The sequence below is a fragment of the Gracilibacillus sp. YIM 98692 genome (genome assembly GCF_010993965.1).
Classification (GTDB): Bacteria; Bacillota; Bacilli; order Bacillales; family Amphibacillaceae; genus Gracilibacillus.
On the sequence record NZ_WIXM01000032.1, the window covers coordinates 1 to 24078 of the forward strand.

The following is a 24078-nucleotide window of genomic DNA, read 5'->3' on the forward strand; positions in this document are numbered from 1 at the left end:
ATGTGGAGCTGACGAATACTAATCGATCGAGGACTTAACTATCATGATGAACGCTTTAAACCGTTCGTTTTCGATGTCTATTCTTCTTATCTAGTTTTTAGGGTATATCCTAAATAAAAAGGAAGATCTGTTAATCCCGTTCACGTCCTGTGAACAACACAGATCGACTTACATCCTGTAAGTCTGGTAATGATAGCGGAGAGGTCACACCTGTTCCCATGCCGAACACAGCAGTTAAGCTCTCCAGCGCCCATGGTAGTTGGGGCTTTGCCCCCGCAAGAGTAGGACGTTGCCAGGCAATACAAATTAAAGCTGACTCAAATGATCGCAATTAGCGAATTTGAGTCAGCTTTTTTTGAGTTAAGGTCCCTGTCGTGATACTCAATTCTTGTCGAAGTGGAAGGTGTACTAAATGCGGAAGTCTTACGGAGAAATCTCTGTAAGGCTTTTTTGCTTCCATATTCATTTGGCTAATTTTCGATATAAGTATGGTAAAATGCATGTAAGATTGTGAATTAATGAACTTAAAGTAACGAAGCAGTAATGTGGAATAAAAAGATCATCATTTCCTTTAAGTAGAACAATTTCTGTTTTAGATGACTTTGTGAAAGAATGTACTTAAGCTAAAAGAGGTGAATTATTTTTCAATAAGAGTAACAATAGTATAAATCTGCCATAACTTACACAACCTATAATTAATCATTTTAGGGAGGGTTAATTATGCCAGAAAAAGCATCAATTACATCATCAGAATTAGGAACGTTATGGCTTACATATCAAGAAAAAACAATGATTTTACGAGTGTTAGAATATTTTATAGAGAAAGCAGATGACGAAAAAGCTAAGGATATTATGATTAATTTGCATGAAGAGCTTGAAATATATGTTGGGAAAATAGTTCAGATATATGAAGAGGAAGGTGCTGTTATACCAGTTGGATATACAGCACAAGATGTAAATAAGGATGTCCCAAAGCTATATGATAATGGTTTTGACATTATGTTTGTTCGCCTTTTAAAAGAAATTAGCATGGGGTTACATTCGTTAAATTTAACGATGACGTTTAGAGAAGATATAACTATTTTATTTGAAGATCTTACTGCTATCACCCAAAAGTATTTCAGAATTTGCTCTCAATATTTGCTTGAAAAGGGGTTACTTGTTAGAACACCTTACGTTTCGATGCCAAAATCAGTTGAGTTTGTTAAAAATAATAGTTATCTAGGTGGGATAGCTCTAAATCCATTTAGCCAAAAAAGAACATTGAATACGGTAGAGGTTTCACACGTTCATAAAGCTATTGAATCAAATCTTACAGGTTTACAATTGATTTTAGGTTTTGCACAATGTGCAGATGATGGAGAGGTTAAGAATTTTTTTAATGAAGGGGCAGAACTTGCCAAAGGTATTATAAAAGAATTGAGTGAAGTCATGATTCAAACAAACCTTTCAATTCCTCAAACTCCAGGAGGAAATGCAACTCGTTCAACAGTAGCTCCATTTTCTGATAAACTAATGATGTATTGCACAAGTCTGTTTTGTAGTTTTTCGATGGGAAGCAATTCACTCGGATCTGCTTTTAGTTTACGAAATGACTTGCCCGCAAAAAATACGATTTTTATGAAAGATATTTTTGAATATGCTCATAAAGGTGCGAAAATCATGATTAAAAATGGTTGGATGGAAGAGCCACCTCAAATGGAGGACCGCAAACAAAAGATGAATTGAGTGATATTGAGTGAGCTGTTATAAGAAACCTAAAAAACATGAGGCTTTACTATGGAGCATAGCATTACCAGGTTTTGGTCAGTTCTTAAATAGAAGGTTATTTAAAGGGAGTATATTCATTCTTTTAGAATTTCTTGTAAATGTACTAAGTAACTTCAACTTAGCGATTATATATTCATTTACAGGAGAAATACAAAAAGCCATTGATGTTACAAATTTTCAATGGCTTATGTTCTATCCTTGTTTGTATATGTTTGCCATGTGGGATGCATATAGGGATGCAGAAGGAGAAATAAATCCATATTCGTATATCCCCTTTGTATTTGGTGCTTTTTTTATAACAATTGGGTTGATTTTTTCAACAAAACTAAAAATAATGGGGGTCGTATTGGGGCCAGTAATTCTACCTATACTTTCTTTAGTGCCAGGTCTAACGATAGGATTTATCATTTATCACATTGTTCTAACAACTAACTATAGAAGACACTAAAAGGTTACTTCTGTTTTTCAACTAAGAGAGCTTTAGTTGAAGAAGGAATGATTTTAAAAGGCTTCTTTGTTGCGCAGTACAAATATACTGCGTATTCAAACAACATCTTTTGTACTAACTTTGTGAAAGAATGTGCTTAAAGTAAAGGAGTGCATGAGTTAAATAAGGCGATCATCATTGGTCGTCTTTTCATTTTAGCTGATAATTTTTGGAATATTATGTTAAAATTAATGCGACAAAAACAAGATAACGGGTGGCAAGAGTGTAACAAGGAGTTGTTTATGCGACAGCTCCTATTGTGTTAGAGTGACAGGATAGTTTAATAACGAGTTTTCATTTGTTCAGTAGGAATTTCGCAAAGGTGGTTGTGATGAAAATAAAAATAGGTTTTACTATTACGGTTATCATTTTACTTTTGATGTTATCTTCTTGTGGTGTTCAAGAAAAGGTAGAGTATAGTGGAAGGTCTTACGATGAACCCTCTACTTATACTGCAGAGGAGTTTAATAAAAAGTATGCGAAAGTAGAACCAATCGGAGATAAAGTAAATGATATGGAAGTAATGCTCTCTGAAGAAGGACAAAAAATGATAGAAGAACAAGAAACAGTCCCTACGCTCCTCTTCCTGAAGAAAAACGAAGAAGAATATGTGGTGTATAGTTTACAAGGTGGTCCTTAATGCGTATCCAGGGTGCTTTTCTAAAATAAGGGCTAGTGGAATTTAAGTGGAGGGTTTTAATTGAAAAGAGGAGTAATTAGACCAATTGTAATTTGTATATTTAGTAATAACGAATCTATTCTTGTAATTAGAGAAGGAAGAGTTTAATAAGATGAAAGGAAAATAAAGGGCGGGATTAAATGAAAAAATTATTAATATTAATTGGAATAATATCGATTACCATTATTGGATGTTCAAAATCAACAACAAAAGATGTTAAAAACAATGGATTAGATATTAGCAATATGCAATTTGGCATTGGTGCCTTAGAAAATACAGACACGTTCGACAAGCAGAAATTTAGTTATAACATAACAATAAGTAATAAAGAGAAAACAGAAGTTAAAAAGGAATCTATTGAGATTGTTTTAACTGATTGGATTAAACAAAATCAAATAGAAAATAAGATTACAGAATTAACATTCGGCACTGGTAATATTATTATCAAGGGTTATGTCAATTTTTATACAAAAGGCTTAAATAAATATGAAATAGTTAATCACAAACCATTTATGGATGGTGTTAATCTTGTAACCAAAGAAGGAGAGAAGATTTTTTTAAAAGCCCAATTCCATTAAAGCGAGTAATCCTGGTTAAGCTAAAGGGTGGCAAGAGTTAAACAAGGCGATCATTGATTGATCGTCTTTTTCTTATAACAAATGAGAATAAAATTGGAATATTATGTTAAAGTGGATTCAAAAAGATATTGTGCTAACTAGACAGAAGATTTTAAGAGTTAACATTTAAAGAAAACGCTAAGAAAGAAAAGGGGCACGAGAATGAAAAAGGTAATAAAGGTGGCTTTTGGTATCAGTTTTTTATTTTACTTATTCGTATTGGTAAGACTATTATTCTTGCAAGATAGGGGGGATATGTGGACAGACTTATCATTGTTAGAATATATAAGGACTTCTTCAAATTTTGTTCCATTAAAAACAATCAGTACATATTTTCAGGTAATATTTGATGGTAGTATGAATATGGATATACCTTTAAAAAACCTTGTTGGTAATTTATTTATATTTTTGCCAATGGGTATTTATCTACCGTTTTTCACACACAAATTAAATAAAGTAAGCATATTTACTATTTTAATGATTATAACGTTATTCTTTATTGAATTTATACAATTAGTTACCAGAAGAGGTAGGTTTGACATAGATGATTTCATTCTAAATATGCTTGGTGCTTTAGTTGGTTTTGCAATTTGGAAAACAAGACTTGTTCAGAAAATAATAAAATAATATTTATTTCAACAAACGGGTAAGATTACTATAACAGCAGATAACGATTTTATTGTTGTTGCAGTATATCAAAAAACGATCCCACTAATCCCAAATTATTAAAGTTAATCGTTAGATAACCATAAAAATATATGAAGAACTTTTTTTATTAATGAAGGGGTGGGATCGTGGAATTTGAGGTTGGATAGGTATTTCATTATTAATATCGGGAATTAAGCACAAAAAGGATCATCACGAAGAACCATACAAACCTATTAAGATGGGTAAAGCAAAGTATGATGAAGATGCGGAAAAATCGGTTGTCGGTTTATCACTTTTTGGATTACTTAGTATGTTTCGGTTTATTGTTTTTATATTTCGGTTTTTTTGGTAACAAATAATCAAGCATATTTGTTTTATACTAAAGGGATACGATTGTTGAACAAGCTTAAATGCTATAAAAAAATATATATAATGGCTTTTAAGCTAAGTGGTGCAAGAGTTGCAAAAAAATTCGATTACGAGTGTTAATATTAATGTTACTAAGAATGATGTGTATTATAATAATGATATAACACCTTTAAAAGGAGGTATGGTCATATGAGCACGAAAGAAGAAGTAATTAAACTAATTAAGGATTTACCGGAAAATGTAACCCTTGATGATATTATGCGGGAGCTTTATGTTAGAAAAAAAATAGATAAAGGGATTCAAGAGCTAGATGCTGGAAAATTTGTTTCTCATGAAGTAGTTAAGGAGAAATTAGGTAAATGGCTGAGTTAAGATGGGCAGAGTCTGCTGTAAAAGATTTAGATAACATCTGTACCTATATTGCTGAAGACTCTGAAAGAATATGCAAGGATGTTTGCCAGGAGAATTATGGATGCAATTGAAACAACTGCTGTTTTCCCTCACTCTGGTCGTATTGTTCCGGAATTGAAAGATGAAAAGATTAGAGAAAAGGTCTTATCTAACTATAGGGTAATTTATCGAATTAATAATGATGCAGTAGAAGTAGTTCGAATCATCCACAATGCTAGGAATTTTAAAGATATAAACCAATAAACATCATAGCTTTGAATTCGTGGCTATGGTGTTATTTTTTTATATTAAAAATACTGATGTTTGTGAAGCAGTGTACTTAAAGTAAAGGAATGCGTTTCTGCAACAGCAGTAGTAACGCTTTTTTACTATCGAAGCATAATGTGGAATAAGAAAATCGTCATTTGCTTATTGCGTAGTAGACGGATACTGTGCAATAGAGTTCTTCAATTTTAGATGATTTTTTGAATAAATGTTCTTGAGTTAGCGAGTCTAGTTTAAGGTGGTATTTAAGTAATGTAAACTGACAACTAAATAGGTCTATAAAAAAGAAGACCCTTTAATGGGTCTTCAAAGTGGTCTCGTTAAAAATTAAGAATTAACTCCAAGTTGACGTAGAATGTCATGTACATCAACGTGAGATCTTTTCTCAATAATTTTGCCGTCAGCTATTCGTAATAGCATCATCAGGGAGAATTTAACGTTTTTTCCCGTAGCGGGAACTCCAAGGAAAGGAATACCTGTATGTGTACCTTCAAATATTAAATATACAGCTACTTGATCACCTTCAGCCAATATCGCTTTGATTGGCATTTTAAAGTTTGGAAATGCATCAAAGTTTTTCTTTTCTGATTCTACAAGACCTTCTACCCCGGGAAAAGGCGTATAAAGTTGTGGATAAAACACAAAGTCTTTATGGCAAAAATCTTTAAGTGCCTCATAGTTCTCTTGTTCAATCGTTTCATAAAAACGGCGAACTAAATCCTTGTTAGCTTCAACTGACATCATGAATCCCCCTTACAATTAAAATCTGTATGCTTCTCCGTCATCCGGTACTAAAATATTTGAGGAGATCCCTTTTTCGTTAGCAAAGCTTTTTAATTCTTCTCTTGATAATGTCCAATGATTCACAGCTTCCATATGGACAGCAATAATTTTTGCGTTAGGGGCAGCTTTATTGACTTCATATACGTCGTCTTTACCCATTACTAGAGAACCACCTATATTAAATTGATTATCTCCAGCATTTACGACAATAATTTCAGGCTTATGTGCGTTAATTACTTCCTGAACTGCATCATACCAAACCGTATCTCCAGCAACATATAATGTTTTCTCCGAGGCGTGTTTAAAAACTACCCCACATACGAGACCAGCAGCTTTTAAGATTTCGCCTCTTCCGTGTTCACCTTTTGTTTTAGTCAATTGAATATCTTCAAAAACGGTATTCTCTTGTAAAACCTCGACATTTTGGAAACCAGCGTTGCGTATATCTGTTGCATCTTCTTCATTTTGGGAAAATAGTTTCATATCTTTTGGCAATGCTTCTATAGCTTCCTTATCCCAGTGGTCAGGATGCAGATGAGTGACGATGACCGCATCAATATCTTGAATAATATTGTCAATGGATGTTGGCAAGCTTACCAAAGGATTGTTCTGTTCTTGTCTTGGTGCTTCAGGTAAGCCTACCGCAGGTCCAAAGGCAGGCAAAGTCCTTTTTTCGGCTAACATTGGATCAATTAAGAACTTTTTCCCTGCATATTCAACGACGATTGTTGCATTTCGAATTAGTTGTATATTCATTTATTAAAACTCCTTTTCTTTAAAAATGTCTTCGAACAATGTATATTCTAAACTATGACTCATGGACGAATACATAGATTAAATAAAGTCTTTTGGACGTTTGACTTTATTTATGAAAGGAGTTCAAGAAATGTTAGATAAAACGGATATTCATATTTTAGACGAACTATCCAAGAACAGTCGGATTACAATGAAGGAATTAGGCGAGAAAGTCCACTTGACTGGACCAGCTACCTCCGCAAGAGTGGCAAAATTAGAAGATAGCGGAGTTATTGAAGGTTATACCATTAAAGTTAATCAAGAAAAAATGGGGTATTCCGTTCACGCTATCATACACATTTTTCTTAAAAACACTAATCATCAACCCTATTTGTCGTTCGTACAAAAACAAAATCAATATATCATAAACAATTATAAAATCAGTGGAGAGAGTTGCTATCTTCTTGAATGCAGATTTCCATCTAATGAAATGTTGGATGAATTTTTGACTGACATAAGTAATTATGTAAGTTATAAATTATCGATTGTTATTAATAAATAATTCAACCCAAAAAGGATGTTTGTGAAATAATATACTTAGATTAAAGGGTGGCGAAAACGAAACAAGCATTATGATCATCGATGGCTGATCATTTGTTGGCAGGTTTGTTGAATAAAAGGGGGAAATATTATTAGGTACCTCAAATACTTTGTGATGTTAGTCATTGTTTTGTTAATAACAGGTTGTAGTTCTGCTTCTACGGGTAATCCAACAGCAAAAGAAATCTTAGATGGTAATAGTGATGCCGACATAATAAAGTTAGATGGTTTAATTTATTCAAGAAACACTAATCCTGATAGAAAACCAGAAAATGGTTATTCCAAAGGTAAAAAAATAGGGGAAATTAAGAAAAAAACGACGAATACTTTGTGGTTCAGAAATCTTTATGCGAGTAAGCTACCAAAAGGAACAGAAGTATTTTCAACAAATGAAGAATATAAAAGTGGTGATGCACCATTTGTAATTTTAGTTGAAGTGGACGGAGAGTTAATTGATTATCACGCTTTAGTTGAAGGTTAAATTAACTTTTTGTCTTCAACTATTGGGGTGCAAAAGTTTAACAAGATGGTCGTCAATTGTGGCGATCTTTTTCTTTTGAATTTAAAAGGTTAAATGGGAGTTTATGTTAAGATCAATGTAGCTTGTGGTTAATGGCATTAATCTTCAACAATAATTTGGTATTTTTATGGTAAAGTCGAACTAAAGAAAATGAGGGGGAGAACATTGAAAAAAATTATAGTTTTGTTTTTATTTATAATACTTGTAGCTTGTCAAGAAAATAATGAAACATTAAATATGGAAAACCTTGAAGTTGATCAAGTGATACAGAATGCGAATGATCATGAAGGGAAGCAATACAAAGCACCATCTTTAGATGTAGCGATTAACGCAATACCATTCAATTTAAACGTCCCAAACTTACCTAAAACATTTGAGCCGTTCAAACCAATATCCATAATAGATTGGTTAGATACCGAAGATGGTGAAGATATTTCTATTCAGCTTTTAGCATCTTCAAATGATAAGAACAGCAAAACATTAACGATTTATGCAAGGGATTTTGAAATAAATGACCTAAACGAAGATTCCGAAAAAATTACCTTAGACAATAATAAAGAGGTTTATTTTATACCAGATAGACTTTCTAATGACGGTCATTCCGTTTCTGTGGAATGGAAACAAAATGGCGTTTTTTATTCTCTTAATTTTAGTGGGAAAACCGATAATCCTAATAAAGCGAATGAAATGCTAATTGATTTAGTACATAAAATGCAGTAGTAACAAAAAATGCTGTTCTTAAACAAACAGGTGGCGAATATTTAACAAGTAGATCGTCAATCGTGGACGATAAGTGTCATTTTCATTGTATGTCTTATTGATTTGGTATTTATTCAGCTGTTAAGTACCAAGTTTATGAGATCTAGTCTTGATTTTGGCACTTATCACCGTTATAAGTGTCATTTTTGGTCGTGTGGTTATTCATTTTGGTACTTAATGGTGGTTTAAGTACTATTTTGACAAATTACTTTTTTCTTTATGGTACTTAACCTTGTGATATGATCAAACGATCCCACTAATCCCGAATTATTGAAAGTTAATCGTTAGATAATCATAAAAATATATGAAGAACTTTTTTATTAATGAAGGGGTGGGATCGTGGAATTTGAGGTTGGACGAATTATTGTGATAATTATAGGTATTTCATTATTAATATTGGGAATTAAGCACAAAAAGGATCATCACGAAGAACCATACAAACCTATTAAGATGGGTAAAGCAAAGTATGATGAAGATGCGGAAAAATCGGTTGTCGGTTTATCACTTTTTGGATTACTTAGTATGTTTCCGTGATGGTTTATTAAAATCGTTAACATATGTTTAGGTTTATTGTTTTTATATTTCGGTTTTTTTGGTAACCAATAATCAAACATATGTGTTTTATCACTAAATGGCGGGATTGTTGAACAAAAAGTGTGAAACTATTTATCAAAACGATGCGTCTTTATTATTAAGGAGACAATAAAAAGTGAAGTACTTCTTCTTGTGCTAAAGGGTGGAGTTAGTGGAAGAGTTCAGATTTTAACATGAAACTAAAATACGACATAAGGAGGAGATTTGATGATATCTTGGGTTTCTTGGTTTGCTGTGGGACTTATTGTAGCTGTATTAATTTATGCGATTTTTAGCATATATTTAAAAAAACAGATAGGCTTATATATTGCAGCAGCTTTCCATATTGTTTTAGGTATTTTGTCACTTCCTTCAATTGGATTATATGTTTTAGGATTAGCCATTCTTGAAATAATCGCAGGAATTGCAATGACTGTAAAATATCGTCGTACACGGACTATTTAACGGAAATAAATGTGGCTATTGGCAGTAGAGTTTAAGAATCCTTTTGATTGAGATGTGAGTTCTGCCTAATATGAATAACTTATCCCAAAGTATTCATTTTTTAATTAGGTAAAGTAATAAGAACATTTTCAGAAGTTGGAGTTGATTGAATGGGAATATGGATCAGGCGTCTTATAATAATAGGTTGTGTAATTGCACTTATACCGAATATTATTTCGTTTTTTTCAGGGCTAACTAATGAGTTACCAGAGAATATTAAAGGTAAAGTGAATAACGAGGATGCAGTACTTATTGATTTAGATAGAAAGGTAAACTTTGAAAATGATGAGATTTTGTTTAAATATCTTGTATTAGCACCAGATGAAACCTCATTAATTTTTGAGGTACACTCCAATGAAAACGGATGGTCATTTCCAGGATCTGCACTTGAATTAAAGGATAAACAAGGAAATACTTATCGAATAACAAGTGGCTCTTCTTCAGGACATACATGGGGGCAGTACACGATTAATAATTATGAACCTTTGGAAGCAGGTGTAGAAACAATAGTAGTAGATTTTGAATGGTTTGATCGGATGTTTCAAACGGAGTTTTCATTAGATCAGGGGGGAATGCAATGAATAGAGAAAAAATAAAAGTGATAATAGAATGGACCATTGCATTTCTATTAATCTTTATTGTTATTAAAGACTCCCCTTATTTTAGTTATTACGAACTTTCACCAGAAGCAGCATTTGAAAGATCTGAACGAACCTATCATTATGGTCCATCAGAAGTATTAGAAAAGGTAGATTTAGATGATGTTCAAATTTTCCTATCAAAATATAAGAACTGGTTTTCAGCTACTTTAGTTAACAAACATGCTGGCATTTTTTGGGGACCAGGTAGCGGTGTTGGTGGAATGGAAATTAAAGACGACCAAGATATTACACATTCTTTGGGTGGTACCACTATTAATGAGGATTACATGTTGAAGCGGTATTATGGTATTGTTACTAACCCAGAAATAAATAAGGTGGAACTAGATGTTGCGGAAGGGTATGGTTGGGATGAACAAGTCCCTGCAGAAGATATTGTTACGTTAGCTTATCAGTTAAAAGATCATCGCATGTTTTTATTCCATTGGAATGAAGCGGAAGATAACTATCTCAGTATAGCTTTACGAGGGTTGAATAGCGATGGTGAAGTTATTTATGAAGAAGACCTAAGGTGAGCCTATTAGAAATTACTTTACTTAATCATGATACAACATAAGTAAATATTTCTGGAGGTGACTCATGATGAAGTGGGAAGATGTATGCCAAGCTTTCCCAGAACAATGGGTATTGATAGAAACTGTTCGAGCACATACAAATGAGAAAAGTGAGCGTATTTTAGATGATATTGCTCCCTTGAAAAAGTTTTCTAATTCTCCAGATTAACAGGGAATTTAAGTCCCTTTCTTCAAACACGAAGGATAAGTACTCTTCTCTATTGAATAAATGTAATTATGCTAAATGGCAGGTTAATACAAAAAGATAGAAACTTATCTCCAAATATAAGCGTCATATACAGAGGAGGGGTGGTATACTTTGAACAAATTGGTATTTATTTCACTGCTAATTCTTTTATCAATAATTTTAACTGGCTGTAATTTATTTGATTCTAAACATAATTTACCGATTGAGATGGTAGCTTTCAATAGCCTTACGAATGAAGAAAAAGATTTAATTCCAGTAAGTCCTAAAGATTCAATCGTAAAAAAGGTAGCTGTTAACGATGATATAGAATCATTAATTGATAATGACTATGACAAAGATCATGTTTACTCTGTTACATTTAATAATACCGAGACTGATTCTTCTGGGAAACTTGTAGTTTTTGTTAATTTGGATAAAAAAATAGTTGTTGGGAAAGGAATTACCAGCAAATAAATTGTGTTCTTCTTTTTCTAAAGCAGCAATTGTTTCATTGATTTCTCAATATGTCTTCCAAGGTATTGTGAATTTTACGAACCAAAGGGGAATGACAGATGAAAAAATTATTAGTGTTAATCCTGTTATTTTTTCTAATGTTAATCTTTAGTGCCTGCGAGGCGAATCAGCTAGTAGCACCTGATCAAGAGACGCTCACCCATGATGTTGAACAGAACGGGCTTGCACTACAAGCCACGATAAAAGTAGGCAAAGACATTAATGTAGACGCATCGATTACGAATACAAGTAGTGAGACAATTATTTATAATGGTCGTTGCGGCATTCCTTTTAGGATATCTGTTCAAAAGGAAGATGCTCATGCGAACCTCGTCCCACGTAATCGCAAGGGAGGGGGATGCACTGATGTATTCGATCCTGATGATTTAAGGGAAATGAAACCGAATGAAACATTTGATAAAAAAATAACCTTTAAACGTGAGGTCAGTTTAACGAATAAACGTACTGTACCTGCACTAAACGGCGAGTATAAAGTGTTCTTTTCGTTCGAAATGCATGAGAAGGAGAGATTCTTGTCTTCATTACCTATTAAACTTACGAATAATAAAGAAACTGAAATAATGACTGTAGATCAAGCAAAAAAGATGGCCAAAACGAATAAAGAAGTGAAGCGATGGTTTGACGAGCATGAAAAACAAGACATGCCGATTGAATCAGAGGATGCCATTTTAAGCGAGGGGATGTGGACAGTTGCTTTCCATGCTATTTATCAAGATGGTGCTAACCGAATTGTCATCAACATGAATGCCGAAACCGGGGAAGTTAAGGCGATTCATTATGAAGAAGTAGGTAAAGATGTATTGGGATTTTTGAAAGATTAAACTTGAATCACAATAACTGAAACGTTAGGACCTTACAAAACCACTTCCTAAAACTACCTCAATAATGGGTTCTATGATTGATGAGATATAATATTACTGTACAATGGTAGAATGGGTGCATTGTTGAATAAGAATGCCATGGTCGCTACATTATATATATGAATAAAATGTAGCAACCATTTTTCATAACTAGCACTGAAAATGAAAGCTGCAGTTGGTTTAAAAGTAGCGGCCCGCAGTAAAATCTGACAACAATTTAAGTTTGCATTAAATTTAATCATAGTAGAATCATAAAGGAAAATCATCTAAAATTCCTTTATAGCCGAGGAGTTTAGTGGTTTGCTTTTAATAGGTTCTCACATGTCATGTGATGCACCATGTTTTTGTCGGGAATGGTTTTTATTTTTTACTTTATGTGATCCTGCTAATGGTTCACCATAGGGCTGTTGTACGCTTTTGGGTAAATCAGGTTGTTCCTGCTGTTTCGGTCCTTTACGATTTTTGGTCATATTTATTCATCCTCCATGATTTATTTATGGTCTTTGAGCATACTTAATAAAGGTGTTTTCGTCTTCAATTAAGCCACATACACCGCATTGTATTCTCCTGCTAGGGCCGTTGTAGGCGACATGAAAAGCTTCTAACGGTTCCTGCTCGTAATTATTGATCACTTCCCCAGTAGCTGTGTTTAATTTTACTGGTTTGGCAACTTGTTCAATTACATTAAATCGTGAACGGTTTGTTTTACATTTAGGGCACCGGTAAGGCTGATTCAAGAAAAACACCTCCATGGTTACTTTGTTATTTGTATGAGTATTGCTACAAAGTTTGAACCATACTTACCTTTTATTTTTTCTGATTTCTGCTAAATTATACGGAGGCTTTAACCTTTTTGATAAAAGGTATAAAGATTAACAAGCCACCATTTTAGTTTAGTGCTGTGGTTTTGTCTACTTTATAGTAATACTCAGTCTTTTTAACTTGTTTTTCTCAGATTCATACGCATATTTCTCACCTGAATTCCCCGTTTTCATATTCTATTGTGTGAATTATTACACTTAAAGTAAAGGGTGCGAATATTTAACAAGTAGATCATCAATCGTGGACGATAAGTGTTATTTTCATTGTATTTCTTATTGATTTGGTATTTATTCAGCTGTTAAGTACCAAGTTTATGAGATCTAGTCTTGATTTTGGCAGTTATCACCGTTATAAGTGTCATTTTTGGTCATGTCGTTATTAATTTTGGTACTTAATGGTGGTTTAAGTACTGTTTTGACAAAGTACTTTTTTATTTTGGTACTTAACCTGGTGATATGATCAACACTGTTCCATGATAATAAATGGACATCTAGTACTCACTCCTTTTTTGATATTTTAAATAAACGTAAAAAACGCCCACCCAAATATTCAAAGTTCTGTCTTAGAAATTTTGAAAGCTTGAGTGAGCGTTTTTAGAAGTTCTCTTGTTTTAAAATTAAATGAACATTATAACAAGTTGCAGTATAGATGGCTTAGAGTTTGGTTATTGATATTAGATAACGTATTTTTCCTCTCTTATTTGTTTTAGGATTTTTGTTTTGATTGGATCTAAAAGAAGATAAGAGTAAAAATTTAACACACTTTCATATTGCTTTTTCTCGCTATTCCATAGGGAAAAATGGTGAAATTTCCAAGAATCTCTGTTTGTTTGCAGCTCTTTCTTTAAAGTGATTTTGCATTTGTACCACCAGGGAAAAGAATAAAACAAACCTGTAACCTCCATGAATCTACAAGTGGGATGATACTCTTTCCTATTAATAATATAAATGCAATCCTTCTTTATATACTCTCGGCCTATTTGTATGTCTTTAATGTGTTCTTCATATTTCACTATTATCCCTACTTTCATTTTTGTTTCTCTTTTAGTAGGCAGTTTAGGCAAATCGGTAAAGAAAAATACATAGTAAATTGGAATGAAATAATATTGTGGAGATGTAGAGGAATGGCATGTCTGGCTTACACCAAGACATCGTTAATCTACTCGCTTTTTTAAGATATATGTCGGAGAGGGGACACAATCATATACCAAAATGGTTATGGGCTTTGTTGTTGTCCCCCTTTTTTATTCTTAAACAATCCGGCAACAAGCATTAATACAGGTAAAACCAATCCAAATGTTAAAGAAAAAGGAATCCATGCACTAGTTAAAAACTGCTTTTGCTCCACTACACTTGGCCTCATAAAAACGGCAAATACCAGTAACACATACACGAATGGAATCGTCGTTGTTTTATAATCCTTTAATTGTAATAATTGCTTAAATCCTATTATTAACACGTAATATCCAATTGTAATTTTGAAAAAAATGGTAAAAAACCAAATGATAGCTACTAAAATCTCTATACGCTCTAAGAAATCAGCAATAGATATTTTTTTACCCAGAATATAGGTAGGATATATATTCCGAGTCGTCATATCCACTCCTAGCACCAATAAACACACCAATGTAATCACGACTAGCAGAAGCCCGCCAATAGTGACACCCACAAGGAATTGTTTTTCAATCCTCTTGTTATTCACATTTTGCATAAATGCTAAGAAAAGTACCATTTCTAAAAAAGGATATCCTAATAATGGTAATGCACCTGCAAAAGCACCAGCTACATCGGTTTGAAGAATGGGTTGAATATTCGTAATCTCTGCTTCTGGTGTTACTAAAATAAGTAACAAAAATATAGATAGGATAATATACGGGAAAAAGATTTCTGCTGCTCTGGCAATGACTTCAATCCCATACCTTACTCCAAAGAAGCATGTAATTAAAGCTAGAAACATAACCATTTCTACTGGCGTTTCGATCAAAATTTGGGTCGTAATGAAATCACCCATTACCCGCAAATTACCAATCGTAATATGAAAGGCAAATAACATAAACAAGAAAGATAGAAGTTTCCCGATCCACTTCCCAAATAATAGTTCTAGCTGTTGATAAATATTTTTGTCAGGATTTTTCTTGTAAATGGCGTTATAAACGACAACCATACCAATTCCGAATATAGTTGCTAATAAAACGGAAAACCAACCATTCTGTTTTCCATAGGCAGAAACAATGGCTGGCACCGTAATAATTGCTGTTCCTAATACGTTCATAATCACGAGAATAGTAAACTGACGACCACTTATTTTCACAAGTTCACTCAAAATACTTCCTCCGTTCAGGTAGATGAACTATTTATAAGAATTACTGATCTTGAAAAGACTCAAGCATATTGGAAAAAGGCTCACCAACCGGTTGGAATACTTTCCCAACAAGCTTATTCATACTTGGGACAGGCAGATCAAGAATCATACTAACTATAAAATATAACGCGATCATAAAGCCGATACTAAGCGTCCATTTATCTTTTTTCGACTGTAATTTTTTCACTCGCTTATATTCCAAAAGAAATATGAAAAGGGATAGTAAGCAAATAAAGGATGCTTGCACCATAGTTATTCATCCTTTTTTTTATTTTTTTCCATTTTATTAAGGAAGCTTTCCGATATAGTACCTGTTCTCCGTATCTTTACATCCGCTTTAACATCAACATTTAGATTTGTAAATTCTTCGTCCCAATTTTGTTCCCAATTCTTCCACTGTTTTGGTACTTGTCGTTTTAATACTTCTCCAAACCCAAATATGTCACTGTTTAATTCTTTCGCTTTATCGATACTAGCATACATAATATCTTTCATTTTCTTTTCTACCTTTTTTTCAACATCTGAAATGTTCTTTTTTTTCATGATATCAATGGGACAAAGAACCTCTCCAATATTGACTTCACTTGTTACATGAACAACCATTTTCGGACTGCCATTTTCTGTTTTACCTTTAAGCTCTGTATTCGTATTAATAACCTCGATGACAATTCTCCCAGGCTTGTCACACGCAACCGAGCCAACTGTGTTTGATACGTTATTCGTAATATAGTTAAACCCTTTACTTTGTTCTTCATCTAACCATCCGATTAATTGATCGTGACGAAACACGCCGATATGATCAATTTTAATCAAAGTAGGTGAGTTTACTCTTTCAACATTATCTAGCGTAGATCCTATTTCTATATCACCTTGAACGTATAAACCATTTAAGACCGCTTGCTTACTAGGACTAGTAAGGGAGTCAATTAATTCATCTACATGAACAACTTTCGTTGGAGCCCAGGCATCCTGCGACATTTCCAGACTAGAAAAAACCTTGTTTGCTGGTACTTTTTCCAATGGCGTTAATATTTTTAACACATCTTCTGCACGCATACCTTTCGCGATGGATAAAGTAAAGTCTGTGCGCATTTCATGATCTCTAGAAACAAAATCTATCGCTCGACCAATGCCTTCTTCAGCTAATTCTTCTCCAAATATAATGATGCGAAGATGGGATAAATATAATTTTCTTGGTGTCGTTTGAGTTAACCGTCTAACTGCTTCAAAAATAGTCTTACCAGTAGTAGAGTACGTAGAGACCGATAATCGGTTTGTCATTTGTGCACCAGCAATTTCACCAGGATTTAACACTTGTGCAGTAACTGTATACTCGTCTCCTTCTTTATCGATCGCTAATCCAGTTGCTAATGCCATTTCTGTCAGTTCATGTGAATCCCAGCACCCAGCTGTTATTAAACACATAAAAAAACTAAGCAGAAGAATCATGATTTTTCTTTTCATCCCAAAAACCTCTTTACTTTATTGTCTCGTTGGCTTTGGCTCTTTTGTATTTGCTCGTATTTTATCTTGTTTATTTAGATATGTCGGTCTCCTACTTTGCATCCATAATGGGAGGCGAATAAGCGCATCTTTTTGATCTTTTATTCCCATTGGTGCCATCGGGGACAGATATGGAATCCCAAATGAACGAAGACTGGCTAGATGGAGTACCATGATGATTAACCCAAGGATAATTCCGTACAACCCAAAGATTGCTGCTAAGATCATAAAACAAAACCGTATCATTCGTACCGAAATCGCTATGTTATAATGAGGTAAAACGAAACTGCTGATAGCTGTTAAGGATACGACGATAACCATTGCTGGTGATACAATCCCTGCTTCCACTGCTGATTGCCCTAAAATTAACGTTCCAACAATCGAAATAGCTGATCCAACAGCTCTAGGCATTCGTATTCCTGCCTCTCTCAATATTTCAAAAGTGGCCTCCATCATTAATGCTTCAACTAAAGCAGGAAATGGAACGCCCTCCCGTTGTGCTGCTATACTAATTAATAGTGGGGTTGGTATCATTTCCTGATGAAATGTCGTTAAGGCAATGTACGCGGATGGAGTAATCATCGCTAAAAAGAATGCAAAAAAACGAAGCAAACGAAGCAAACTCGAAATATCACTTCGCTGATAATAATCTTCACTTGATTGAAAGAAATCAATAAATAACGCGGGTACTAATAAAACAAACGGTGTACCATCAACTAATATCGCCACTCTTCCTTCTAATAGTCCTGCACAAATCGCATCCGGTCGTTCTGTATGATACATCAATGGAAACGGTGTGTAGGTTTCATCCTGAATCAACTCTTCTATATATCCGCTTTCTAATATGGAATCAATATCAATTTTTTGAAGTCGTTCCTTGACTTCTGAAACAATATCGTCACTGGCTACCCCTTTAATATAAGCAACGGCAATATCTGTCTTCGTACGCTTACCAATTTTTTGGGTGTCAAACCATAGATTAGTATCTTTAATCCGTCGTCTAATTAATGCCGTATTTGTTCGTATCGTTTCTGTGAAGGCATCTTTTGGACCTCTAACGACTTGTTCTGAACTTGGTTCTTGTACTCCCCGATCTTGCCACCCTCTAGAACCAACACCAAATCCGTTAGTGAAGCCATCAAGCAACACAATGGTGTCCCCTGATAGTAAGTGATTAAAAATTGCTTTCATCGTAGTGATTTCCGTTAACTCTGCTCCAGTTAACGAAAATTCTTTAATCCTGTTGTATAAATCCTGTGAATTCGCTATTTGCTGATTTAATTCCGCTTCTCTAACATCAATCATTAAGGTTTCTAGCACATAATTATGTACCAAATCTTTATCTGCGAGTCCGTCCGTATACATCACAGCAGCCTTGATCGGATTCTTTTTCCCAAGCTTAAATTCTCTAATAACAATATCAAAGCTATTTCCTAATTCGGCGTTCACAAATGTTTTGTTTTCTTCAATTGTTTGCTTGATTGGTTGATTATAATCAGAAGAAATATTTTCAACGATTTTCTTCTTCTTCTTTTTTCTAGTACGTCTTAATATTTTCGCCATAGCATTCAGCCTCACCGTGAATGAAATAAATATACCAAAAACCAATGACAGGGAATCGGCAATATTTTTAACTAAAGTTAGTTATTTACAACTTTGGATTTGTTATTCAAGATCCCTGTCACTTCCTGTTTAAACGATAAGTGTCATTTTCATTGTATTTCTTATTGATTTGGTATTTATTCAGCTGTTAAGTACCAAGTTTATTAGATCTAGTCTTGATTTTGGCACTTATCACCGTTATAAGTGTCATTTTGGGTCGTGTGGCTATTCATTTTGGTACTTATCGGTGGTTTAAGTACTATTTTGACAAAGTACTTTTTTATTTTAGTACTTATTCAGGATCTCTATAAATGAGATATAGTTTTTAAAAAAAGTGCCTATCCTAAGAGATAGACACTTTTTCATTTTATTTATTTTGTTCGATGGGTTGGTTACGGTCACGCTCATGCGGCATTAGCAGGCGTTTTGGTTTTTGTTTGTTTTTGGTTAATTCGGAAACGATATAGATCATTAAAAATGCTGCAATCGTTGCCGTTGTACGGAAGGGGAATAATACTATCCCATCTTCAACCATTGGGTACGGCAAAAATGCAGGTAAACCAAAAGCAGGTTCACCGCCTCCTAAACGCAAGAAAATTGCTGCAAGGAAACCACTTAGAGCACCATAAAAGTTTGCGTTTTTATAGAATAAAGCCATCGTTAATTGAGGAAACAATATACAATAAACAAGATCTGAAGCTAAATACCAAAGCGTATAAACACTTTGAACACTTAGTGCAATAATCATTGTTCCCGTACCAATAATGATAATACTACGTTTAATCATTTTCTTCACATCATCATTAGTTACGCGTCTTTTTACAAGTGGACGATAAACATTCCAACCCGCCATAGAGGAAGCTGATAAAATAGATGAGTCCATTGATGACATGACAGCTGCAGCTAATGCTCCTAATCCAAGTGCAGCGACCCATTCAGGAGTTAGATAACGTAAAACATAAGGTAATATCATAGATGGATTCTCAGGCTCCGTTACACCGAAGCTTGCCCAGTCTGCACTATATCCAATTGCTCCAATTAATACGGCAGGAATAGCAGCGATAATACAGATGATTCCAGCTGTAATCGATAACCACATGGCTGTCTTTTCATTTTTAGCAGATAGAACACGTTGGAAATAAACTTGCCAAGCTATTCCGCCAAAAACTAGTAATAAGGCATAATCCCACCAGTTCCAATACCAGTTACCCCAAGCTGGGTCTTTCCAGCCATCTAATGGTGGAATGAGGTTTGCATAGCTTCCAAAATCCGCTTGGTAGGATGACCAGATTGCGCCAAGATTCCCCACGTTACCTAAGGCGAAAGGTACAACAAGCGCTAAACCAACAATTAAAATAACTAGCTGAATCAAGTCTGTATAGGCAACTGCCCACATACCTCCCAAAACGGTATAAGCAATGGCTATAACCCCTGATAGAATGATGGATGTTTGAAAATCAATACCTAAAATGGTACCGAATGTTGTTCCGAGAGCGGTCAGTATCGCTGCACTCCAGAATAGTTCACCTAATAATGCTGGAATATATAAAACTCCGGCTAATTTTTTTCCATAACGTTGTTCAAGTGGGTCAATAATGGTCATAAACTCATAACGGCGCATTTTTCGCGCATAGAAAATACCACCAATAATCAAGCTTAGCGCATATCCCCACGGGGCTTGTACCCAAGCCAAACCAGCGCTGTAAGTATATTCAGCGGTACCATTAATATAGCCTCCGCCAGTCCATGTAGCAGCCATCGTAAACATCGCAATTCCTAACGGGAGACTACGCTTCGCTACCATCATATCATCTAAAGTATCCGTTTTTTTCGTCGCAACAAACGCACCAATATAGTAAATCAATGCATAGAAGACTAACATGGAAATAAAGCCGCCCCAATGCATATCGGCGTTTGAAAATTGTAAATAGATGAATAAGCCTGCGAATATGGCTAAAAATCCTAGTACTTTGAAAGAGTTCTTTTGCTTTTCTGTCACTCTACCACTCCTATTAGTTTACTGTTTGAAATTTAATTTTTTGACATCATTTGACTCGAACACGTCTCTTTTCACAGAAATAGACTGTGGAATCTGTGAACGTGCTTGAACTAGTTTAATAAGTGAATGATCAAGCTACCATCACGAATGACAGTCATATTTATGGGTATGTCTTACCATTACGAATTCCGGCAATCCGTTTATCTAAAGGACCATCGCTTCACCAATGGATACAATGACAAGATCTTTAGCTTAGTCCATCGTCTGCTTGGCTTGATCATCAGATTGGTTCATTTCATAACCTCCTCTGATTTTGTTTATTTTGTTAAATATAAATTATACAAACTTTATATTAACGAATATGAGAAATATGTCAAAAAATATTTTTTTCTGAATAATCTCTAAGCCTTGGTATAAGGGCGGTTAAAACGAATTTAAAAAATTTTTATAGTTAAGAATAAATTTAACAAACTTAACAGTTAGCTTTTGAAAAGGAGGTAAAGCGCGCTTGGATTGAAAATAGATAAATAGCAATGGGAAATGGGTTGAAGCTAAACGGCTGGGACAGGGGGAAGAAAACATACTGGGACGGACTTTTTTATAAAGAGAAATTAATAAATGGAAAAAGTATGATCGAATAATGGGATATCTATTATCTGTGGGTGGGATAAGTAGATATGTGGGAAGTGCATATGGACATGGTGGCTTTCAATTAGAGGAACGATGTTTAACAAAGCTCAGACATGAATCTGAGCTTTTCATTCTTGATTAGATATCCCAAATTTGTCTGTATTCATAGGGGCATGTCTAACTCGCTATCTTCTTACTAATTTCAAGGGATTTTGTAGATCTTGTTTGATCCATGTTCATTTGTGATCGTTATCGTTTGGATGCGATTTTTCAATCGGTAAAAATTCAAAAATCTCACCAGATTCAATGGAATGGGCTAGCCGTTCCAGCCAGTGACAATAACTTCTGTATTCCTCAAGTTGCCGTAAATCTTGTTCGGCTCGTTGTTTCAATTCTTCTTCTGCTTCTTCATCTTCCAGTATTTGTTTCAGATTCTCTTTAGCATAATGGATGGCGGAAAGATTTAATTTGGCTTCCCTTTCCCACTTATCCCCGAAGAACTGGGAAAAATATTGAAAGAAATTTTTCTCGGCTAAAAACAAGTCCTTACGTGAACCTTTTTTCCAGACTTTCTTAACAATATTGATATCTTGTAATTTTCGAACAGCGGTACTCATGCTCGGCTTGCTCATGCCAAGGTCATCTTTCATATCATCAAGAGTCATCGGACTATGCTTAAAATACATGGTTGCGTATAATCTGCCGATTGATGGAGTAACGCCGTAAAGATCCATAGTATCAGCAATCGAGTTAATGACTGCGCGTTCTGCTTGTTCAAGCAATTCTTCTGCTTTCTCCTGTTTTGCATCTGTTTCTTCTTCCAATGAAATCCCTCTTTTCTCATTATGTTTTGCGGAATTTTAAAATTCAATTGATTAAATATAAATTGAATTACTTTAATTATTACTATAACGCATCTGGAGTAATTTTCAAAAACATGTAATTAAAAAAACGTTAGTTTACAAAAAAAATTCACTGTGATAGTATTAAAATTGTTAAAAACGTTAAAAAATAATTTAATAAAATAAACGCGAGGAGGAGATTAGATGAAAAAAATGTTCATCAACGGGGAATGGATGGAGTCCCGTTCCAAGAAAACGAGGGACATCATCAACCCGTACAATCAGGAAACCATTGCAACGGCAGCTGAAGGAAACGAAGAGGATGCGAAGATGGCAATCGCTGCGGCTCGAGAAGCCTTTGATCATGGGGATTGGAGGCATACACCGGCTAGTGAACGCGGTAAAAAAGTACTCCAAATCGCTGAATTGATCGAAAGGGATAAGGAAGAACTTACTGAGCTCGAATCACTTGATACTGGTAAAACAATGGTAGAAAGCCGTGAAGATATGGATGATATTGCAGGGGTTTTTCGCTATTTTGCTGGTTTAGCTGATAAAGACGGCGGAGAAATGATTGAATCACCAATTCCGAATAGCCAAAGCAAAGTAGTTCGTGAACCAGTTGGAGTATGTGGTCAAATCACACCGTGGAATTATCCACTTTTACAAGCAGCTTGGAAAATTGCTCCCGCGCTTGCGACTGGAAATACCATTGTGATGAAACCAAGTGAAATTACTCCATTGACCACTATTAAAGTGACAGAATTAATGGAAGAAGTAGGTTTTCCAAATGGCGTAGTCAATCTTGTACTCGGTAAAGGTGATACAGTTGGTAACGAGCTAGCTGTGAGCCATGATGTCGATCTCATATCTTTTACAGGTGGCATTGTGACAGGTAAGAAGATTATGCAGGCGGCAAGCGGAAACGTGAAAAAGGTTGCGCTGGAGCTTGGAGGCAAAAATCCGAACATCGTTTTTGCTGATGCTGATTTTGATACAGCACTTGATCAGGCTTTGAATGCCGTTTTCTTCCATGCTGGTCAAGTTTGTTCTGCAGGGGCTAGATTACTCGTTGAAGATTCCATTCATGACCGTTTTGTCGAAGCACTTGCTGAAAGAGCCAACCGAATTAAATTAGGCAATGGATTCGATGAAGAAACTCAATCCGGCCCATTGATTTCGAAAGAGCATCGAGCAAAAGTGGAAAATTACGTAGAAATCGGTAAAAAAGAAGGAGCTACCGTGTTAGTTGGCGGCTCTCGTCCTGATGATCCCGAACTGCAAAACGGATTCTTCTACTTGCCTACCATTTTGACTGACTGTCGTTCTGATATGCGGATCGTGCAGGAGGAAGTATTTGGTCCAGTTTTAACGGTTGAACGATTTAAAGGGGAAGAAGAAGCAGTACGTCTTGCTAATGACACCATCTATGGCCTTGCCGGTGCAGTATGGACGACTGACGTTGATAAGGCGGAACGAGCTGCATCTGCATTGAGGATGGGCACAGTATGGATCAACGACTTTCACCCATATTTTGCACAGGCTCCATGGGGTGGATATAAACAGTCTGGAATTGGACGTGAGTTAGGCAAACCTGGATTGGAAGAATACACCGAAACGAAACATGTTTATCGCAATCTTCAGCCAGAGCCGCTGAATTGGTTTAAGTAAATTTTATATACGAAACTACAAACTATTAATTTGTTTTTCTAACCGTATAGGAATGTATAAATTGTCAGCAAGGAAGTTATTACAGCGTAGTGGGCAATTTTAGGAATATAGATAAGCACAACTAGGCTATCGCAC

29 protein-coding genes and 1 rRNA gene are annotated in these 24078 nt (G+C 34.9%); 19 read left to right on the forward strand and 11 right to left on the reverse strand.

Going from position 1 to position 24078, the window contains the following annotated elements:
• Positions 1–182: 182 nt before the first annotated feature.
• From rrf to GHD00_RS17780, 8 genes are all read left to right on the forward strand, one after another.
• Positions 183–298 (forward strand): 5S ribosomal RNA (rrf, locus tag GHD00_RS17745).
• Positions 299–720: 422 nt separating this feature from the next.
• A complete protein-coding gene (locus tag GHD00_RS17750; protein WP_163539550.1) occupies positions 721–1728 on the forward strand; it encodes a DUF3231 family protein in 1008 nt (335 codons plus the stop codon).
• A gap of 10 nt (positions 1729–1738) precedes the next feature.
• Positions 1739–2218, forward strand: a complete 480-nt coding sequence (locus tag GHD00_RS17755) for a hypothetical protein (protein ID WP_163539551.1) — start codon at positions 1739–1741, stop codon at positions 2216–2218.
• Positions 2219–2588: 370 nt separating this feature from the next.
• Complete coding sequence (locus GHD00_RS17760) at positions 2589–2897, forward strand: hypothetical protein (RefSeq protein WP_163539552.1); 309 nt, start codon at positions 2589–2591, stop codon at positions 2895–2897.
• A gap of 179 nt (positions 2898–3076) precedes the next feature.
• Positions 3077–3514: a hypothetical protein gene (locus GHD00_RS17765; RefSeq protein ID WP_163539553.1), complete on the forward strand. Its 438-nt coding sequence runs from the start codon at positions 3077–3079 to the stop codon at positions 3512–3514.
• A 201-nt stretch (positions 3515–3715) separates the two neighbouring features.
• Positions 3716–4180 (forward strand): VanZ family protein, encoded by a 465-nt coding sequence (locus GHD00_RS17770; RefSeq protein WP_163539554.1) that lies wholly within the window; start codon positions 3716–3718, stop codon positions 4178–4180.
• Between the two features lie 579 nt (positions 4181–4759).
• On the forward strand, positions 4760–4942 hold the full coding sequence (locus GHD00_RS17775) for a hypothetical protein (RefSeq protein ID WP_163539555.1): 183 nt from the start codon (positions 4760–4762) through the stop codon (positions 4940–4942).
• 78 nt (positions 4943–5020) lie between these two features.
• Positions 5021–5224: a type II toxin-antitoxin system RelE/ParE family toxin gene (locus GHD00_RS17780; protein ID WP_163539556.1), complete on the forward strand. Its 204-nt coding sequence runs from the start codon at positions 5021–5023 to the stop codon at positions 5222–5224.
• A gap of 348 nt (positions 5225–5572) precedes the next feature.
• On the opposite strand, the gene GHD00_RS17785 is transcribed toward GHD00_RS17780, so the two are convergent.
• Both GHD00_RS17785 and GHD00_RS17790 read right to left on the reverse strand, forming a co-directional pair.
• Complete coding sequence (locus GHD00_RS17785; RefSeq protein WP_240468745.1) at positions 5573–5986, reverse strand: ester cyclase; 414 nt, start codon at positions 5984–5986, stop codon at positions 5573–5575.
• Between the two features lie 18 nt (positions 5987–6004).
• A complete protein-coding gene (locus GHD00_RS17790; protein ID WP_163539558.1) occupies positions 6005–6784 on the reverse strand; it encodes an MBL fold metallo-hydrolase in 780 nt (259 codons plus the stop codon).
• A gap of 130 nt (positions 6785–6914) precedes the next feature.
• Between GHD00_RS17790 and GHD00_RS17795 the strand changes: the two genes are divergently transcribed.
• The 10 genes from GHD00_RS17795 to GHD00_RS17840 all read left to right on the forward strand — a co-directional run bounded on the left by GHD00_RS17795 (position 6915) and on the right by GHD00_RS17840 (position 12474).
• On the forward strand, positions 6915–7325 hold the full coding sequence (locus GHD00_RS17795; RefSeq protein WP_163539559.1) for an Lrp/AsnC family transcriptional regulator: 411 nt from the start codon (positions 6915–6917) through the stop codon (positions 7323–7325).
• A 168-nt stretch (positions 7326–7493) separates the two neighbouring features.
• Entirely contained in the window at positions 7494–7844 is a 351-nt protein-coding gene (locus GHD00_RS17800; RefSeq protein WP_205600787.1) for a hypothetical protein, read from the forward strand.
• 204 nt (positions 7845–8048) lie between these two features.
• A complete protein-coding gene (locus GHD00_RS17805) occupies positions 8049–8603 on the forward strand; it encodes a hypothetical protein (protein WP_163539561.1) in 555 nt (184 codons plus the stop codon).
• A 378-nt stretch (positions 8604–8981) separates the two neighbouring features.
• Positions 8982–9176 (forward strand): hypothetical protein, encoded by a 195-nt coding sequence (locus GHD00_RS17810; protein ID WP_163539562.1) that lies wholly within the window; start codon positions 8982–8984, stop codon positions 9174–9176.
• 267 nt (positions 9177–9443) lie between these two features.
• The gene (locus GHD00_RS17815) at positions 9444–9680 is read left to right on the forward strand and encodes a hypothetical protein (protein ID WP_163539563.1); all 237 of its coding nucleotides are present in this window, start codon (positions 9444–9446) and stop codon (positions 9678–9680) included.
• Between the two features lie 149 nt (positions 9681–9829).
• Entirely contained in the window at positions 9830–10300 is a 471-nt protein-coding gene (locus GHD00_RS17820; RefSeq protein WP_163539564.1) for a hypothetical protein, read from the forward strand.
• On the forward strand, positions 10297–10893 hold the full coding sequence (locus GHD00_RS17825; protein WP_163539565.1) for a hypothetical protein: 597 nt from the start codon (positions 10297–10299) through the stop codon (positions 10891–10893). Before GHD00_RS17820 ends, GHD00_RS17825 begins: the two co-directional genes overlap by 4 nt.
• A gap of 64 nt (positions 10894–10957) precedes the next feature.
• Positions 10958–11101, forward strand: coding sequence for a hypothetical protein (locus GHD00_RS17830; RefSeq protein ID WP_163539566.1), 144 nt, complete (start codon positions 10958–10960; stop codon positions 11099–11101).
• A gap of 150 nt (positions 11102–11251) precedes the next feature.
• Positions 11252–11593: a hypothetical protein gene (locus GHD00_RS17835; RefSeq protein WP_163539567.1), complete on the forward strand. Its 342-nt coding sequence runs from the start codon at positions 11252–11254 to the stop codon at positions 11591–11593.
• A gap of 98 nt (positions 11594–11691) precedes the next feature.
• The gene (locus tag GHD00_RS17840; protein WP_163539568.1) at positions 11692–12474 is read left to right on the forward strand and encodes a hypothetical protein; all 783 of its coding nucleotides are present in this window, start codon (positions 11692–11694) and stop codon (positions 12472–12474) included.
• A 356-nt stretch (positions 12475–12830) separates the two neighbouring features.
• Here the strand turns inward: GHD00_RS17840 and GHD00_RS17845 are convergent, their stop codons facing one another.
• From GHD00_RS17845 to cudC, 9 genes are all read right to left on the reverse strand, one after another.
• Positions 12831–12983 (reverse strand): small acid-soluble spore protein P, encoded by a 153-nt coding sequence (locus tag GHD00_RS17845; RefSeq protein ID WP_100360704.1) that lies wholly within the window; start codon positions 12981–12983, stop codon positions 12831–12833.
• 24 nt (positions 12984–13007) lie between these two features.
• Positions 13008–13250 carry a DNA alkylation repair protein gene (locus GHD00_RS17850; RefSeq protein ID WP_163539569.1) on the reverse strand — a complete coding sequence of 81 codons (243 nt, stop codon included), beginning with the start codon at positions 13248–13250 and terminating at the stop codon, positions 13008–13010.
• Between the two features lie 758 nt (positions 13251–14008).
• Entirely contained in the window at positions 14009–14347 is a 339-nt protein-coding gene (locus tag GHD00_RS17855; RefSeq protein ID WP_163539570.1) for a hypothetical protein, read from the reverse strand.
• 203 nt (positions 14348–14550) lie between these two features.
• A complete protein-coding gene (locus GHD00_RS17860) occupies positions 14551–15657 on the reverse strand; it encodes a GerAB/ArcD/ProY family transporter (protein ID WP_163539571.1) in 1107 nt (368 codons plus the stop codon).
• Between the two features lie 40 nt (positions 15658–15697).
• A complete protein-coding gene (locus GHD00_RS17865) occupies positions 15698–15883 on the reverse strand; it encodes a hypothetical protein (RefSeq protein ID WP_163539572.1) in 186 nt (61 codons plus the stop codon).
• Positions 15884–15948: 65 nt separating this feature from the next.
• Positions 15949–17160: a Ger(x)C family spore germination protein gene (locus GHD00_RS17870; RefSeq protein ID WP_163539573.1), complete on the reverse strand. Its 1212-nt coding sequence runs from the start codon at positions 17158–17160 to the stop codon at positions 15949–15951.
• 18 nt (positions 17161–17178) lie between these two features.
• Positions 17179–18762 carry a spore germination protein gene (locus GHD00_RS17875; protein WP_163539574.1) on the reverse strand — a complete coding sequence of 528 codons (1584 nt, stop codon included), beginning with the start codon at positions 18760–18762 and terminating at the stop codon, positions 17179–17181.
• Positions 18763–19168: 406 nt separating this feature from the next.
• Positions 19169–20707, reverse strand: a complete 1539-nt coding sequence (locus GHD00_RS17880) for a high affinity choline transporter 1 (RefSeq protein ID WP_163539592.1) — start codon at positions 20705–20707, stop codon at positions 19169–19171.
• A gap of 959 nt (positions 20708–21666) precedes the next feature.
• Positions 21667–22254, reverse strand: coding sequence for a choline uptake/conversion transcriptional regulator CudC (cudC, locus tag GHD00_RS17885; RefSeq protein ID WP_240468746.1), 588 nt, complete (start codon positions 22252–22254; stop codon positions 21667–21669).
• A 222-nt stretch (positions 22255–22476) separates the two neighbouring features.
• Here cudC and betB point away from each other — a divergent pair, with 222 nt between their 5' ends.
• Positions 22477–23943 carry a betaine-aldehyde dehydrogenase gene (gene betB / locus GHD00_RS17890; protein WP_163539575.1) on the forward strand — a complete coding sequence of 489 codons (1467 nt, stop codon included), beginning with the start codon at positions 22477–22479 and terminating at the stop codon, positions 23941–23943.
• Positions 23944–24078 lie beyond the last annotated feature (135 nt).

Excerpts from the sequence above, each read along its gene's own strand:
- GHD00_RS17750 (WP_163539550.1), top strand. The coding sequence starts at position 721 with ATGCCAGAAAAAGCATCAATTACATCATCAGAATTAGGAACGTTATGG.
- GHD00_RS17760 (WP_163539552.1), top strand. The coding sequence starts at position 2,589 with ATGAAAATAAAAATAGGTTTTACTATTACGGTTATCATTTTACTTTTG.
- GHD00_RS17765 (WP_163539553.1), top strand. The coding sequence starts at position 3,077 with ATGAAAAAATTATTAATATTAATTGGAATAATATCGATTACCATTATT.
- GHD00_RS17770 (WP_163539554.1), top strand. The coding sequence starts at position 3,716 with ATGAAAAAGGTAATAAAGGTGGCTTTTGGTATCAGTTTTTTATTTTAC.
- GHD00_RS17775 (WP_163539555.1), top strand. The coding sequence starts at position 4,760 with ATGAGCACGAAAGAAGAAGTAATTAAACTAATTAAGGATTTACCGGAA.
- GHD00_RS17780 (WP_163539556.1), top strand. The coding sequence starts at position 5,021 with ATGTTTGCCAGGAGAATTATGGATGCAATTGAAACAACTGCTGTTTTC.
- GHD00_RS17785 (WP_240468745.1), bottom strand. The coding sequence starts at position 5,986 with ATGTCAGTTGAAGCTAACAAGGATTTAGTTCGCCGTTTTTATGAAACG.
- GHD00_RS17790 (WP_163539558.1), bottom strand. The coding sequence starts at position 6,784 with ATGAATATACAACTAATTCGAAATGCAACAATCGTCGTTGAATATGCA.
- GHD00_RS17795 (WP_163539559.1), top strand. The coding sequence starts at position 6,915 with ATGTTAGATAAAACGGATATTCATATTTTAGACGAACTATCCAAGAAC.
- GHD00_RS17815 (WP_163539563.1), top strand. The coding sequence starts at position 9,444 with ATGATATCTTGGGTTTCTTGGTTTGCTGTGGGACTTATTGTAGCTGTA.
- GHD00_RS17820 (WP_163539564.1), top strand. The coding sequence starts at position 9,830 with ATGGGAATATGGATCAGGCGTCTTATAATAATAGGTTGTGTAATTGCA.
- GHD00_RS17825 (WP_163539565.1), top strand. The coding sequence starts at position 10,297 with ATGAATAGAGAAAAAATAAAAGTGATAATAGAATGGACCATTGCATTT.
- GHD00_RS17830 (WP_163539566.1), top strand. The coding sequence starts at position 10,958 with ATGATGAAGTGGGAAGATGTATGCCAAGCTTTCCCAGAACAATGGGTA.
- GHD00_RS17840 (WP_163539568.1), top strand. The coding sequence starts at position 11,692 with ATGAAAAAATTATTAGTGTTAATCCTGTTATTTTTTCTAATGTTAATC.
- GHD00_RS17845 (WP_100360704.1), bottom strand. The coding sequence starts at position 12,983 with ATGACCAAAAATCGTAAAGGACCGAAACAGCAGGAACAACCTGATTTA.
- GHD00_RS17870 (WP_163539573.1), bottom strand. The coding sequence starts at position 17,160 with ATGAAAAGAAAAATCATGATTCTTCTGCTTAGTTTTTTTATGTGTTTA.
- GHD00_RS17875 (WP_163539574.1), bottom strand. The coding sequence starts at position 18,762 with ATGGCGAAAATATTAAGACGTACTAGAAAAAAGAAGAAGAAGAAAATC.
- GHD00_RS17880 (WP_163539592.1), bottom strand. The coding sequence starts at position 20,707 with ATGCATTGGGGCGGCTTTATTTCCATGTTAGTCTTCTATGCATTGATT.
- betB (WP_163539575.1), top strand. The coding sequence starts at position 22,477 with ATGAAAAAAATGTTCATCAACGGGGAATGGATGGAGTCCCGTTCCAAG.